We start from the raw sequence: 14,542 nt of genomic DNA on the forward strand, positions 1-14,542 counted from the left end.
ATTAGGGCAATATAGAGGATATACCATTGATTATTTTCTTATTTATCTAGAGTATTCATATTTATCCATGCTCTATTATCAAAATAGCTAGAACAAATTGTTCTAGCTTTTAAATTTTCTTAGTATTTTCTAAAGCGTTGGTAACGTTCTTCGATAAGTTGGTCGAGTGGTAGTTCTTGCAACCTATCTAGTTCTGCACGCAATTCATTTTTAACGCAACTTAGCAGTTCTTTACTTGACAGCCCTGCTTCTGAGATTACCTTGTCTACGATTCCCATTTCTAGGAGTTCATGTGAAGTGATTTTCATCAACTCCGCCGCTTCCATAGCACGACTTCCATCCTTCCAAAGGATAGAGGCAAATCCTTCCGGGCTAAGTACGGCGTAGATTGAGTTTTCTAACATCCAGACACGGTTAGCTGCGGCTAGAGCTAGGGCCCCACCAGATCCACCTTCACCGATAATAATCGCGATGATTGGAACCTTGAGATCACTCATTTCCATCAGGTTTCGGGCGATTGCTTCACCTTGTCCACGTTCCTCGGCTCCAACACCTGGGTAAGCACCCGCCGTATTGATAAAGGTCACAACTGGACGACCAAACTTTTCTGCCTGTTTCATCAAGCGTAAGGCCTTACGATAACCTTCTGGATGAGGTTGCCCGAAATTCCGTTTGAGGTTGTCATGAAGACTCTTCCCCTTTTGGATACCAACGACAGTTACTGCTTGTTCACCTAACCAGCCAATTCCACCGATAACCGCACCATCATCGCGGAAAGAGCGATCTCCATGCAATTCGATAAACTCGTCAAAGATTCCATTGGCAAAATCAAGTGCGGTCAAACGACTCTGCTCGCGTGCCTCTCTGACTATTTTTGCAATATTCATCCGCGACTTCCTCCATGCAATCTTACTAATTTAGCAATTGTTTCAGGCAATTCTCTCCGTTTGACAATTGCATCAACAAATCCATGTTCAAGCAGAAATTCTGCCTTTTGGAAGTCATCCGGTAAGGTCTCACGAACTGTATTTTCGATAACACGACGTCCAGCAAAACCAACCAAACTCTGTGGCTCAGCTAGGATAATATCCCCTTCCATAGCAAAAGAAGCGGTCACCCCACCTGTTGTCGGATCGGTTAAAATAGTTAGGTAAAAAAGTCCTGCCTTGGAATGACGTTGAACTGCCGCAGAAATCTTAGCCATCTGCATCAAGCTCATGATTCCTTCTTGCATACGGGCTCCACCAGAAGCTGTGAAGAGAACGACTGGCAAGTTTTCTACCGTTGCATACTCAAACAAGCGCGTGATTTTTTCACCCACAACGGTTCCCATAGAAGCCATGATAAAGTTTGAATCCATGATCCCAAGGGCAACTTTTTGTCCCTTGATGCTAGCTGTACCAGTCAGTACTGCTTCATCCAAACCTGTCTTTTCACGCATACTAGCTAGTTTTTTCTGGTAGCCAGGAAAGTTTAATGGATCTTGAGTTTCAATACCCGTAAACATCTCCACAAAGGTGTCAGAATCAATCGTCAAATCCAAGCGTTCCTGAGCTGAAATACGGAAAGTATAGCTACAATGGGGACAAATTCGTTCGCTCCCAAGATCCTTTTGGTAAATGGTGTGTTTACAACCAGGACACTGGGAGAAGAGTTCATCCGGAACCTCAGGCTTGGCTTGTGGTTTCTGCCTTACGGAACGGTTAGGATTGATCCGAATATACTTATCCTTTTTACTAAATAGAGCCATAACTCCCCCTTTTAGTTCTCATACTATTTGAAAGTCTATTCTTTTTCTTGGTATTTTGGCAAGAAAGTTTCCATCAAGAAGGAAGTATCGTAGTCACCAGCGATAACTCGGTGGTCTGAAATCAGATCCAACTGGAAGTCTGCATTGGTTTGCACTCCTTCAATATCAAGTTCATAAAGTGCCCGTTGCATCTTCATTAAGGCATCAAAACGATTCTCCCCATGAACAATGATTTTAGCAATCATACTATCATAGTAAGGAGGAATGGTATAACCTGGATAGACTGCAGAGTCTACACGCAATCCAACTCCTCCACTTGGAAGGTAGAGGTTGGTAATTTTACCTGGGCTTGGAGCAAAGTTAAATGCTGGATTTTCCGCATTGATCCGGCATTCGATAGCGTGACCTCGTAGGACAATATCTTCTTGTTTGAAAGGTAAAGGTTGCCCGGCAGCAATGCGAATCTGCTCCTTCACGATATCAACACCTGAAACAAACTCTGTGACTGGGTGCTCCACTTGCACACGAGTATTCATTTCCATGAAGTAGAAATTGCCACTGGCTTCATCGAGAAGAAATTCAATCGTCCCTGCATTTTCATAGCCTACAGACTCTGCTGCACGAACGGCTGCAGCACCAATTTCATGACGAAGGGTTTTGCCAATCGCAATGGATGGGCTTTCTTCTAAGACCTTTTGGTTATTCCGTTGGAGTGAACAATCCCGTTCACCAAGATGGACAACATGACCCTCTTGATCTGCAAGAATCTGAACTTCGATATGACGAGCTGGATAAATCACACGCTCAAGATACATAGCGCCATTTCCAAAATTGGCCTTAGCTTCACTGGATGCTGTCTCAAAGGCTGCGACCAAGTCTTCTGCCTTTTCAACCTTACGAATCCCTTTTCCACCACCACCTGCCGATGCCTTAAGCATGACTGGATAGCCAATTTTTTCTGCAACTGCAAGCGCCTCTTCAGCCGTGTGAACTTCACCATCAGATCCTGGGATAACTGGAACCCCAGCCTTGATCATTTGCTCACGCGCATTGATCTTATCTCCCATGGTATCCATCACAGCACCAGAAGGGCCGATGAACTTAATCCCTACTTCATCACACATCGTGGCAAATTTGGAGTTTTCGCTAAGAAATCCAAAACCTGGGTGGATGGCTTCTGCTTCAGTCAAGACTGCAGCAGATAAAATAGCGTTGATATTGAGATAAGACTCAGTCGCCTTACCAGGTCCGATACAGATAGCTTCATCTGCTAGGAGTGTGTGAAGAGCTTCTTTATCAGCAGTTGAATAAACTGCTACAGTTGCAATGCCCAATTCACGCGCAGCTCGAATAATGCGAACCGCAATCTCACCACGGTTGGCAATCAAAATTTTACGAAACATGGAGAACCTCCTTAGTTTCCAATTGCAAAGGTAAGAGTACCACTCGCTGCAAGCTTACCATCTACTTCAGCCTTTGCTTCAACCACGGCAATCGTACCACGACGTTTGACAAAAGTAGCCGTCATGACTAATTGATCACCTGGTACAACTTGCTTCTTGAACTTAACCTTGTCCATGCCAGCATAGAAGACCAGTTTCCCTTTATTTTCAGGTTTGGACAATTCCAAGACACCAGCAGTCTGAGCCAAGGCCTCCATGATAAGAACACCTGGCATGACTGGGTATTGAGGAAAATGACCATTAAAGAAAGGTTCGTTGATGGTCACATTTTTAATGGCAACAATGGTATCCTCGCTCACTTCCAAGACACGATCCACTAGGAGCATGGGGTAGCGATGGGGTAGAGCTTCTTTGATTCCTTGAATATCGATCATTTGATACGTACCAATCCTTTACCGAACTCAACCATTTCTTCATTTGAAACGAGAATTTCTGTCACCACACCATCTTTAGGTGCAGGGATTTCATTCATGACTTTCATGGCTTCGATGATCACCAAAGTCTGACCTTTTTTAACACTGTCTCCAACTGTGACAAAGGCAGGTTTATCTGGTCCAGCAGCCAAGTAAGCCACCCCTACAAGTGGGCTTTCAACAACATCACCCTCTGGAGCAACAGTCGTTTCAGCCAGTGCTGGAGATTCTTCCACTGCACTCTCTACTGGAGTTGAAGGGGCAGAAACTACTGGACTTGCAGCTACTGCAGCTGGCACTGGAGCAACTTGAGCTGGTGCTTCAGAAGCCATTCTTGCTTCATTCTTACTAAACTGCAATTCGTCCGTTCCGTTTTTATAAGAAAATTCTCTCAAACTTGATTGGTCAAATTGAGCCATCAAGTCCTTGATTTCATTTAAATTCATAATTATTTATTCTCCCAACGTTTGAAAGCAAGAACCGCATTGTGTCCACCAAAACCAAAAGTGTTTGAAATAGCATAAGGGATTTCTTGCTCCAAGCCTTGTCCATAAACGACATTCGCTTCGATATAGTCTGATAACTCACTTGTTCCAGCTGTCATTGGTACATAGTTATGACGCATGGCTTCAATAGTAGCGATGGCTTCCACTGCCCCTGCAGCACCAAGCAAGTGTCCTGTAAAGGACTTGGTTGAAGATACAGGTACTTCTTTACCAAGGACAGCTACGATCGCACCACTTTCTCCTTTTTCATTAGCAGGAGTTGAAGTTCCGTGGGCATTGACATAAGCCACTTGCTCTGGAGAAATTTCTGCTTCTTCCAAAGCCAACTTCATAGCCTTAATCGCACCTTGACCTTCTGGATGAGGTGAAGTCATATGGTAAGCATCACAGGTATTACCATAGCCAACTACTTCAGCCAAGATGGTCGCCCCACGTTTTTCAGCATGTTCAAGGCTTTCAAGAACCAACATTCCTGAACCTTCTCCCATCACAAATCCGTTACGATCTTTGTCAAATGGGATAGAAGCTCGAGTTGGATCTTCTGTAGTTGATAGGGCGGTCAAAGCTTGGAAACCAGCGATAGCAAAAGGAGTGATAGATGATTCTGATCCACCAACTAACATGACATCTTGGAAACCAAACTTGATAGAACGGAAGGCATCTCCGATGGCATCATTTGATGAGGCGCATGCTGTATTGATTGATTTACAGATACCGTTTGCTCCGAAGCGCATGGCAACATTTCCTGAAGCCATATTTGGCAAGGCTTTTGGAAGTGTCATTGGTTTAACGCGTTTTGGACCTTTTTCATGAAGACGGATAACCTGATCTTCGATTTCTTTAATTCCCCCAATACCAGAAGCCACGATGACACCAAAGCGATCCTTATCGATTGCTTCTACATCAAGATTTGCATTTGTCACCGCTTCTTGAGCCGCATACAAGGCATACAAAGAATAGTTGTCAAAACGGTTGGTATCTTTTTTGACAAAGTATTTATCAAATGGGAAATCTTGAACTTCTGCCGCATTGTGCACAGCAAATTCGCTGTGGTCAAACTTAGTGATTTCTCCAATTCCAATCTTCCCAGTTTGCAAACTGTTCCAAAATTCTTCTGGAGTATTTCCGATAGGAGAGGTCAATCCGTAACCTGTTACTACAACTCGATTTAGTTTCATCTGTCTTACCTATATCTTTCCTTATTTTTTACATGCTAAGTCCGCCATCAACAGCGAGAACTTGTCCAGTCAAATAATCCTGTCCAGCCAGGAACACTGTAGCATCTGCGATATGTTCTGCTTGACCGAAATGTTTCATTGGGATTTGGGCCAATGTCGCTTCCTTGACCTTATCAGACAAAACAGCAGTCATATCTGACTCGATCATCCCTGGTGCAAGAGCATTTACGCGTACGTTGCGATTGGCAACTTCACGTGCAACTGACTTGGTAAAACCAATCAAGCCTGCTTTAGAAGCTGCATAGTTGGCTTGTCCGATATTTCCCATCAAACCGACCACACTCGACATGTTGATAATCGCACCTTCACGTGCCTTGATCATCTGTTTCAAGACTGCTTGCGTCATGTTGAAGGTACCTGTCAAGTTGATTTTAATCACTTTTTCAAAGTCTTCTTCGGTCATCTTGAGCATAAGCGTATCTTGAGTGATCCCAGCATTGTTGACCAAGACATCGACAGAACCGAGTTCCGCAATCGCTTGATCTACCATACGCTTGGCATCTGCAAAGTCTGAAACATCACCTGATATCGGTACTACTTTGACGCCGTAGTTTGAAAACTCAGCCAGCAATTCTTCTGAGATTGCTCCGCGACTATTCAAAACTACATTAGCGCCTAGTTGGGCAAATTTGTGAGCAATGGCAAGTCCGATACCACGGCTTGAACCTGTTACAAAGACATTTTTGTTTGTAAGTTGCATTCTATCTCTCCTATTTCCTGTTGTATTTTGTGGGAGAAGGGATCATTAGTTTTCTAACAAAGCATCCAAGCTTGCTTGGTCTTCAACGTTAGCTAGCTTAGCTGTTTTATCGATTTTTTTGACAAAGCCTGATAGGACCTTACCAGGACCAATTTCAATAAAGTTGGTTACCCCAGCATCCTGCATCACAGCAATACTTTCATAAAAACGAACAGGTTCTTTGACCTGACGCGTCAAAAGCTCTTGGATTCGATCTTTTTCCATAACAGCAGCTTCCGTATTGCCGACTAGTGGGCAAGTAAAATCAGAGAAACTCACTCCCTCAAGAGCTCCAGCTAGTTGCTGACTGGCTGGCTCAAGAAGGGCTGTATGGAAAGGACCCGATACATTTAAAGGAATCAATCGTTTTGCTCCTGCTTCCTGCAAGAGTTCAACTGCGCGGTCAACCGCAACCACCTCGCCACCGATAACGATTTGGCTTGGGGTGTTGTAGTTAGCTGGAGTCACTACTCCAACTTTAGAGGCTGTTTCACAAGCTTCCTCAATCACTTCGACTGGAGTATTAAGAACGGCAACCATCTTCCCAGAGCCTGCAGGTGCAGCCTCTTCCATATAAGCACCACGCTTAGCAACCAAGGCAACTGCATCCTCAAAGTCCAAGGCCCCACTTGCTACAAGAGCAGAATATTCCCCGAGGGACAGTCCTGCCACCATATCCGGCTGATAACCCTTTTCTTTCAATAGTCGGTAAATAGCAACCGAAGTCGCTAAAATAGCTGGCTGCGTATAGCGAGTCTGGTTTAACTTGGTTTCTTCCTTATCAATCAAGTCACGAAGGTCATAGCCCAAAACCTGACTGGCTTGGTCAATTGTTTCCTTGACGATAGGGTAGCGATCATAGAGATCACGCCCCATTCCTAGATACTGAGCTCCTTGACCCGCAAATAGAAAGGCTGTTTTAGTCATTTCTTACAACTCCTGCCCAACGAGAGGCTTCTTCTTGAATTTTTTTGGCTGCACCATAGTATAGATCTTTTAGGATTTCTTCGACAGTTTCCTCTTTAGAAACCAAACCAGCAATCTGACCTGCCATGACAGATCCACCTTCTACATCTCCATGAACAACGGCTTTAGCAAGAGCACCAGCTCCCATTTGTTCAAAGATTTCTAAATCTGGATTTTCTTGTTTAAAGGCATCTTTTTCAGCCTGCTCAAAGTCACGTGTCAACTGATTTTTAATGGCACGAACAGCATGTCCAAAGTGTTGAGCGGAAATAGTCGTATCGATATCACGCGCTTTTAAGATTTTTTCCTTGTATTTTGGATGGGCGTTAGATTCCTTAGCTACTACGAAACGCGTACCAACTTGAACGGCCTCAGCACCAAGCATAAAGCCTGCAGCAACACCTTCACCGTCCGCAATTCCTCCAGCTGCGATAACTGGAATTGAAACAGCTGCAGCAACTTGGCGAACCAAGGTCATCGTCGTTAATTTACCAATATGTCCACCGGCTTCCATTCCCTCTGCAATAACCGCATCTGCACCAATTTTTTCCATGCGTTTTGCCAAAGCAACACTTGGAACAACAGGAATAACTGTAATTCCTGCATCATGGAAACGAGTCATGTATTTACTTGGATTTCCTGCACCAGTTGTCACCACCTTGACCCCTTCTTCAATCACGAGATCAACGATGTCTTCTACAAAAGGTGACAAGAGCATGATGTTGACACCAAAAGGTTTGTCCGTAAGTGATTTGATTTTATCGATATTAGCCTTCACAACCTCTTTAGGTGCATTCCCACCACCGATGATTCCTAGACCACCAGCTTTTGATACTGCACCAGCCAAGTCACCATCCGCAACCCAGGCCATTCCTCCTTGAAAAATAGGATAATCAATGTTCAATAATTCTGTAATACGTGTTTTCATAGTGCCTCCATCATTCCTTGCTTACGTAATAGTTCGATGAGTTTATCGTTTGAGTTTCAAACTATTACCTAAACAAGAGGGAGTGGGTTTCCCCTACTCCTTCTAGTAATATGTTAATTATTTTGTTTGCTCTTCAACGTAGGCAACCAAGTCACCAACTGTTTTCAAGTTATCTTCTGCTTCGATTTGGATATCGAAAGCATCTTCGATTTCAGAGATTACTTGGAACAAGTCCAATGAATCTGCATCCAAATCATCAAAAGTAGATTCAAGTGTTACTTCTGATGCGTCTTTCCCAAGTTCTTCAACGATAATTTCTTGTACTTTTTCAAATACTGCCATGATAGGACTCCTTTAAAATATAAAAATTTTATAACTATGTGTTTACCACATGATTACCTAGATTGTAAGAACGAGTGTGCCCCATGTCAAACCTCCACCGAAGCCCGATAGGAGAATCGTCTGGCTACCATCTAAACGAATCATGCCATTCTCCACACACTCTGAGAGCAAAATCGGGATACTTGCTGCACTGGTATTTCCATACTCCATCATATTGGCAGGAAGCTTGTCTCGGTCTACGCCGATCTTCTTAGCCATCTTATCCAAAATGCGGATATTTGCCTGATGAAGCAATAGATAATCCAATTCCGATGCTGCGATTGGACCATTTTCAATGGTTTCTTTGATCGATCTAGCAACATCACGATTTGCAAAATCAAAAACTGCTCGTCCATCCATCTTCAAAAAAGCAGGAACTGCTTCTTGATCCGAGAAAGGAGAAGCCAAAGCCGTTTGACCATAGGTCAAACACTCGCTCCGAGAGCCATCTGTATAGAGACTTTCCACAAGGAAGTGCCGTGTTTCGCTCGCTTCCAAGAGAACCCCACCAGCTCCATCTCCAAAGAGAACAGCTGTCGAACGATCTGACCAATCAACTGCCTTGGATAAGGTTTCAGCCCCGATAACAATCCCTTTTTTGAACTGTCCAGAACTTAAAAACTTTTCTGCAGTTGAGAGAGCGAATACAAAGCCACTGCAAGCTGCTGTCAGATCAAAGGCGAAAGCTCTGTGCGCTCCGATATTTGCCTGAACTCGAGCTGCTGTGGAAGGCATCATCGAGTCTGGGGTAATCGTCGCTACAATGATAAAATCAATCTGATCCGCTGTTAAGCTCCCTTTAGCCAGCAAGCTCTTAGCAACTTCTGTCGCCAAGTCACTTGTAGACTCTGTTTTTGAAATATGTCTCTGTTTAATTCCTGTCCGACTTGAAATCCACTCATCGCTTGTGTCCATGATTTGGGCTAAGTCATGATTAGTGACCACTTGCTCTGGAACATAATGAGCAACCTGGCTTATCTTTGCAAAAGCCATTATTTCAAATCCTCCAAAAATTGATAAAGTTTCGTTAAGCCTCTGCCCATGACTTCTTTTTCCTCAGGGCTCATGCCATCGATGATTTTTTCGACCATAGCCTTGTGGAATCGTTTATGAAGGCGGTGAACCAAACGACCTTTCTTTGTCAAATGCAGATAGACCACTCGACGGTCTTGGTCAGAACGAATACGCTCAATATAACCTTTTCTCTCCAGGTTATTCAAACTCGTCGTCACTGTTCCAAGAGTTACCATCAGTTCTTTGGAAACCTTACTTGGCGTTGCCTCCGGGAACTTCCCAATCACATCGATCGTGTGCATTTCTTTGATGGAGATGTCTTTGAATCGACTACCTCGTAAGCTAACCTCCTCAATCACAAGGACGTTATTAAAAATAGATGTTAGATAATCATTTACTTGTTGGTAGTCCAAATCGTTTCCCTCCCCCTCAAAAAACTTTTACAATCAAAACATTTGATAAAAGAAGTATAACAAACTTCAAAAAATTGTGCAAGTATTTTTTCACATTCCTGTAAATTTTGGTCTTCTTCTTTCAGAATGCGCTCGAACCCCTTCTTTGAAATCTTCAGTTAGAGATAACGATTCTTGTAGTTTCAATTCTAATTCGGCATAATTCTGCCAATCCTTGAATTGACTTTCCCAAACTAACTTTTTAATCGCTGCGTATGAGTTTGCTGAACCTCTTCTTAATTTTTTCAGAACTTGTTCTCTTGTTTTTTCTAATTTGTCAACTTCACAAACACGGTATACCACGCCCCATTCTAGCGCTTTTTCAGCAGTCAAAGCTTCACCTGTCATGGCAAGTTGTGCAGCCCGTGTTACCCCGATACTACGACTCAAGAGATGAATCCCACCAGCGTCTGGCGCCAATCCAACTCCGACAAAGGCTTGAATGAATTTTGCCTTGTCAGTCGCTAAACAGAAATCAACTGCTACTGCCATATTTGCTGCAGCACCAGCAACCGCTCCATCTACCTCCATCAAAACAGGTTTAGGAATTTGCTTGATTTTAAAAGAAATTGTATTGACTAATTCTGCAATCTTATTCAAAGAAGGGATATCATCTTCGTCTACTGCGCGTTTCATCTCAACCAAGTCTCCTCCAACTGAAAAGACCTTCCCATTCGCATTAATCAAGATGAACTGCACAGCTTGATCCTGCTCCGCTAGAGTCAAAGCTTCTAAAATTTCCTCACACATTGGGATATGGAAACCATTTGCCACTTCGGGACGATTCAAAGTAATGATAGCCAGATCATCTACGATCTGATATAAGATATGATTCATAGCTTCTCCTTTTATTTTGTAAGGTAATAAAATTGTTTTATCATCAAAGTATACCTTTTTTTGGATAAAGAGGCAAGGAAAAACTAAAGGAAAGTGTCTCAGCTGATTATTTACCCATCATTTATGAGTGTGAGTAAAATTTGACACCCTTACTTTTAAACTGTTATCGCTTTTCAAAATAAGTTAGTGTTTTCTTCTATTATAATAGGAAGTTATTTTCTTCATTGAAAAATGCCCCTCTTTCTGCTATAATCGTATAAAATACTTACTTGAGGAGTCCTTATGAAGGTTGTAAAATTTGGCGGAAGCTCGCTTGCCTCTGCTGGTCAGTTAGAAAAAGTTTTAAATATCGTTAAAAGTGATAAAGAGCGCCGTTTTGTAGTCGTTTCTGCACCCGGAAAACGCAATGCTGAAGATACCAAGGTAACCGATGCCTTGATCAAATACTATCGTGACTATGTGGCTGGAAATGACATCAGTGCTAGCCAAAGCTGGATCATTGACCGTTATGCCGCTATGGTTAGTGAACTTGGGTTAAAACCTGCTGTTTTAGAAAAAATCTCTAAAAGTATTCGGGCCTTGGCAACTCTTCCTATAGAGGACAATGAATTTCTCTATGATACCTTCCTAGCGGCTGGAGAAAATAACAATGCCAAATTGATTGCAGCCTACTTTAACCAAAACGGCATTGATGCACGCTATGTTCACCCAAGAGAAGCTGGAATTGTTGTCACAAGTGAACCAGGAAACGCACGCATCATTCCATCTAGTTATGACAAGATTGAAGGCTTGGCTGATAGCAACGAAGTCCTTGTCATCCCTGGTTTCTTTGGTGTGACTAAGGAAAATCAAATCTGTACTTTTTCACGTGGAGGTTCAGATATCACAGGTTCTATCATTGCAGCAGGTGTTAAGGCTGATCTCTATGAGAACTTTACAGACGTAGATGGTATCTTTGCTGCCCATCCTGGTATTATCCACCAACCACACTCCATTCCTGAATTAACCTACCGTGAAATGCGTGAGTTGGCTTACGCTGGATTTTCAGTCCTTCATGACGAAGCCCTTCTTCCTGCCTACCGAGGAAAAATTCCTCTTGTCATCAAGAATACCAACAACCCTGACCACCCAGGAACACGCATTGTTTTAGAACACAGTAGTGATAAATTCCCAGTAGTAGGGATTGCAGGTGACTCAGGATTCGTCAGCATCAACATGTCTAAATACCTCATGAACCGCGAAGTCGGGTTTGGTCGCAAGGTTCTGCAAATCCTTGAGGACCTCAACATCGGTTGGGAACACATGCCTACAGGTATCGACGATCTTTCAATCATCCTCCGCTCCCGCGAATTGACTCCTATCAAAGAAGAAGAAATTCTACGTCAACTCGTTCAAAAGGCTGAGGTGGACCATGCTGAAATCGAACATGACCTCTCAATCATTATGATTGTCGGAGAAAAGATGAAGAGCCATATCGGGGTAACTGCTACTGCAACACGGGCTTTGTCTGAGAATAAAATCAACATCCAGATGATGTCACAAGGTTCAAGCGAAGTTTCCATCATGTTTGTTGTCAATAAAGAGCAAGAGAAGGCCGCTATCAAGGCTCTCTATCATGCCTTTTTCGATGAAAGTAAGGAAGACTAATCATGGCCCAATCACTCAATCAAGTCATTGACCTCCAAACTACTGGGACATCTTACCTCTCTATCTCTGGAAAAGTTGGAAAATTTCTAGTTGGGGATCAAGCCTTAGAGTTTTATCCTGATGTCAATGTCGAACAATATATCCAAATCCCCTGGTCCAGCATTCAGCAAATCGGAGCCAACGTAAGTGGTCGCAAGATCAGCCGCCACTTTGAAGTCTTCACTGATCAAGGAAAATTTCTCTTTGCTTCAAAAGACTCTGGAGCTATCCTCAAAATCGCTCGGGAAAAATTAGGAAACGACAAGGTCGTGAAACTTCCGACTCTACTCCAGACCATTGGACAAAAACTTAAAAATCTATTTGCAAAAAAGTAGAAACTTTAGTATAATCATAGCAACGGATAAGTAGGTTATCCTCTTCTTTCAGAAAGTCTGCGGGTGTTGCGAGCAGATAGGAGGGATAGGTGAAATTCTACCGTTGTTCACAATTAAATACAGAATCAAGTGCACACCTGTGAAGTTGGATGGAACCGTGGCCCTGCCACTCCAACGCTTTGTCAGGTGTGCTTTTTCATATAAAGGAGGACTTATGTTAGATATTAAACGTATTCGCACAGATTTTGATGCTGTTGCTGAAAAATTAGCTACACGTGGTGTAGATGCTGCTATCTTAAATGAGATGAAAGAAATCGATGCTAAACGTCGTGACATCTTGGTCAAGGTTGAAACTCTAAAAGCAGAACGTAACACTGTTTCTGCTGAGATTGCCCAAGCCAAGCGCAACAAGGAAAATGCCGATGACAAGATTGCTGCTATGCAAACCCTATCTGCTGAAGTCAAAGCCTTGGATGCTGAATTGGGGGAAATCGATGCTAAATTGACAGAATTTACCACGACTCTTCCAAACATCCCAGCTGACAGCGTTCCTGTTGGAGCTGATGAGGACGATAATGTGGAAGTTCGCCGTTGGGGAACTCCGCGCGAGTTTGACTTTGAACCAAAAGCTCACTGGGATCTTGGTGAAGACTTGGGTATCCTTGACTGGGAACGTGGAGCAAAAGTTACTGGTGCTCGCTTCCTCTTCTATAAAGGACTTGGGGCTCGTTTGGAACGTGCTATCTACAACTTTATGTTGGACGAGCATGGAAAAGAGGGCTATACTGAAGTCATCACACCATACATGGTTAACCATGATTCTATGTTTGGTACTGGTCAATATCCAAAATTCAAGGAAGATACTTTTGAATTGAAAGACACTAATTATGTCCTTATTCCTACGGCTGAAGTGCCTCTGACAAACTACTACCGTGATGAAATCCTTGACGGTAAAGACCTACCAATCTACTTTACCGCTATGAGTCCATCATTCCGTTCTGAGGCTGGTTCTGCTGGTCGTGATACACGTGGTTTGATTCGTCTGCACCAATTCCACAAGGTTGAAATGGTCAAATTTGCCAAACCAGAAGAATCATACGAAGAATTGGAAAAAATGACAGCAAACGCTGAAAATATTCTTCAAAAACTCAACCTTCCATACCGTGTCGTTGCGCTCTCTACTGGAGATATGGGCTTCTCAGCTGCCAAGACTTATGACTTGGAAGTTTGGATTCCCGCCCAAAATACCTATCGTGAAATCTCAAGCTGTTCAAATACAGAAGATTTCCAAGCCCGTCGTGCCCAAATCCGTTACCGTGATGAAGCAGATGGCAAGGTGAAACTCCTTCACACTTTGAATGGTTCTGGACTTGCAGTTGGACGTACAGTGGCTGCCATTCTTGAAAACTACCAAAACGCAGATGGTTCTGTAACCATTCCAGAAGCTCTTCGTCCATATATGGGTGGAGCTGAAGTTATCAAACCATAAAAAAAGGCCTAGCTATTTCTAGCTAGACCTTTTTTCGTAACCAAATCAGATAACCAACCAAGACAAAGAATAAAATAGTGAGGCAAATAACGGTTTCAGCCAATACCAGATAATCCAGAAATGGAAGTTTCAAAATTCCCTGAGCCATCTTGAGCGAGGTAGCTGTGATAATGGTTGGGAAGGTGAGGGCTGAGAAGGCTGGTTGAAAGCCTTGTTTTAAAATATTGGGCAGACGAGTCAACACAAAGAAAAAGAAGGACTGAGATGCCAAAATCATGACAATCAAGAGCCAAGTCGGTAGGCCTGCTCCTCCAACTCGAACTAGAGAAGCTAAGAGTAGGGAAA

Annotated in this window: 16 protein-coding genes and 1 pseudogene; 3 read left to right on the plus strand and 14 right to left on the minus strand. The window is 43.1% G+C overall.

The genetic code is table 11. From position 1 onward, the window contains the following. Positions 1-119: 119 nt before the first annotated feature. The 13 genes from HMPREF3057_RS04675 to HMPREF3057_RS04735 all read right to left on the minus strand — a co-directional run bounded on the left by HMPREF3057_RS04675 (position 120) and on the right by HMPREF3057_RS04735 (position 10,687). Positions 120-887, minus strand: coding sequence for an acetyl-CoA carboxylase carboxyl transferase subunit alpha (locus tag HMPREF3057_RS04675; protein WP_049489769.1), 768 nt, complete (start codon positions 885-887; stop codon positions 120-122). Beyond that, a complete protein-coding gene (gene accD, locus HMPREF3057_RS04680) occupies positions 884-1,750 on the minus strand; it encodes an acetyl-CoA carboxylase, carboxyltransferase subunit beta (protein ID WP_001173376.1) in 867 nt (288 codons plus the stop codon). The genes HMPREF3057_RS04675 and accD overlap by 4 nt, the downstream gene beginning before the upstream one ends. A 35-nt stretch (positions 1,751-1,785) precedes the next feature. Then, positions 1,786-3,153: an acetyl-CoA carboxylase biotin carboxylase subunit gene (gene accC / locus HMPREF3057_RS04685; protein WP_049519395.1), complete on the minus strand. Its 1,368-nt coding sequence runs from the start codon at positions 3,151-3,153 to the stop codon at positions 1,786-1,788. 11 nt (positions 3,154-3,164) lie between these two features. Beyond that, positions 3,165-3,587, minus strand: a complete 423-nt coding sequence (gene fabZ, locus HMPREF3057_RS04690; protein WP_000565515.1) for a 3-hydroxyacyl-ACP dehydratase FabZ — start codon at positions 3,585-3,587, stop codon at positions 3,165-3,167. Continuing rightward, positions 3,584-4,072 carry an acetyl-CoA carboxylase biotin carboxyl carrier protein gene (accB, locus tag HMPREF3057_RS04695; RefSeq protein WP_001052298.1) on the minus strand — a complete coding sequence of 163 codons (489 nt, stop codon included), beginning with the start codon at positions 4,070-4,072 and terminating at the stop codon, positions 3,584-3,586. The genes fabZ and accB overlap by 4 nt, the downstream gene beginning before the upstream one ends. A gap of 2 nt (positions 4,073-4,074) precedes the next feature. Next, positions 4,075-5,310 (minus strand): beta-ketoacyl-ACP synthase II, encoded by a 1,236-nt coding sequence (fabF, locus tag HMPREF3057_RS04700; RefSeq protein WP_000774052.1) that lies wholly within the window; start codon positions 5,308-5,310, stop codon positions 4,075-4,077. Positions 5,311-5,338: 28 nt separating this feature from the next. Then, entirely contained in the window at positions 5,339-6,070 is a 732-nt protein-coding gene (gene fabG / locus HMPREF3057_RS04705; protein ID WP_001177614.1) for a 3-oxoacyl-[acyl-carrier-protein] reductase, read from the minus strand. A 45-nt stretch (positions 6,071-6,115) separates the two neighbouring features. Beyond that, positions 6,116-7,036, minus strand: coding sequence for an ACP S-malonyltransferase (gene fabD / locus HMPREF3057_RS04710; RefSeq protein WP_070696627.1), 921 nt, complete (start codon positions 7,034-7,036; stop codon positions 6,116-6,118). Continuing rightward, on the minus strand, positions 7,029-8,003 hold the full coding sequence (gene fabK, locus HMPREF3057_RS04715) for an enoyl-[acyl-carrier-protein] reductase FabK (RefSeq protein ID WP_000857452.1): 975 nt from the start codon (positions 8,001-8,003) through the stop codon (positions 7,029-7,031). The genes fabD and fabK overlap by 8 nt, the downstream gene beginning before the upstream one ends. 117 nt (positions 8,004-8,120) lie before the next feature. Beyond that, on the minus strand, positions 8,121-8,345 hold the full coding sequence (locus tag HMPREF3057_RS04720) for an acyl carrier protein (RefSeq protein WP_000257840.1): 225 nt from the start codon (positions 8,343-8,345) through the stop codon (positions 8,121-8,123). 57 nt (positions 8,346-8,402) lie between these two features. Next, positions 8,403-9,377: a beta-ketoacyl-ACP synthase III gene (locus tag HMPREF3057_RS04725; RefSeq protein ID WP_000852971.1), complete on the minus strand. Its 975-nt coding sequence runs from the start codon at positions 9,375-9,377 to the stop codon at positions 8,403-8,405. Next, positions 9,377-9,811, minus strand: coding sequence for a fatty acid biosynthesis transcriptional regulator FabT (locus HMPREF3057_RS04730; RefSeq protein ID WP_000386334.1), 435 nt, complete (start codon positions 9,809-9,811; stop codon positions 9,377-9,379). The genes HMPREF3057_RS04725 and HMPREF3057_RS04730 overlap by 1 nt, the downstream gene beginning before the upstream one ends. A gap of 90 nt (positions 9,812-9,901) precedes the next feature. Beyond that, positions 9,902-10,687 carry an enoyl-CoA hydratase gene (locus tag HMPREF3057_RS04735; RefSeq protein WP_001015588.1) on the minus strand — a complete coding sequence of 262 codons (786 nt, stop codon included), beginning with the start codon at positions 10,685-10,687 and terminating at the stop codon, positions 9,902-9,904. A 282-nt stretch (positions 10,688-10,969) separates the two neighbouring features. Between HMPREF3057_RS04735 and HMPREF3057_RS04740 the strand changes: the two genes are divergently transcribed. The 3 genes from HMPREF3057_RS04740 (at position 10,970) to serS (ending at position 14,197) form a co-directional block, all read left to right on the plus strand. Then, positions 10,970-12,334 (plus strand): aspartate kinase, encoded by a 1,365-nt coding sequence (locus HMPREF3057_RS04740; RefSeq protein WP_000869633.1) that lies wholly within the window; start codon positions 10,970-10,972, stop codon positions 12,332-12,334. A 2-nt stretch (positions 12,335-12,336) separates the two neighbouring features. Then, complete coding sequence (locus tag HMPREF3057_RS04745) at positions 12,337-12,708, plus strand: DUF956 family protein (RefSeq protein ID WP_000079379.1); 372 nt, start codon at positions 12,337-12,339, stop codon at positions 12,706-12,708. Positions 12,709-12,922: 214 nt separating this feature from the next. Then, positions 12,923-14,197 carry a serine--tRNA ligase gene (serS, locus tag HMPREF3057_RS04750; RefSeq protein ID WP_070696630.1) on the plus strand — a complete coding sequence of 425 codons (1,275 nt, stop codon included), beginning with the start codon at positions 12,923-12,925 and terminating at the stop codon, positions 14,195-14,197. A 22-nt stretch (positions 14,198-14,219) separates the two neighbouring features. On the opposite strand, the pseudogene HMPREF3057_RS04755 reads toward serS, so the two are convergent. After that, positions 14,220-14,542: pseudogene (locus HMPREF3057_RS04755) on the minus strand (C4-dicarboxylate ABC transporter); the annotation flags it as partial.

Source organism: Streptococcus sp. HMSC072D05 (genome assembly GCF_001815805.1).
In the GTDB taxonomy this organism is placed as follows: domain Bacteria; phylum Bacillota; class Bacilli; order Lactobacillales; family Streptococcaceae; genus Streptococcus.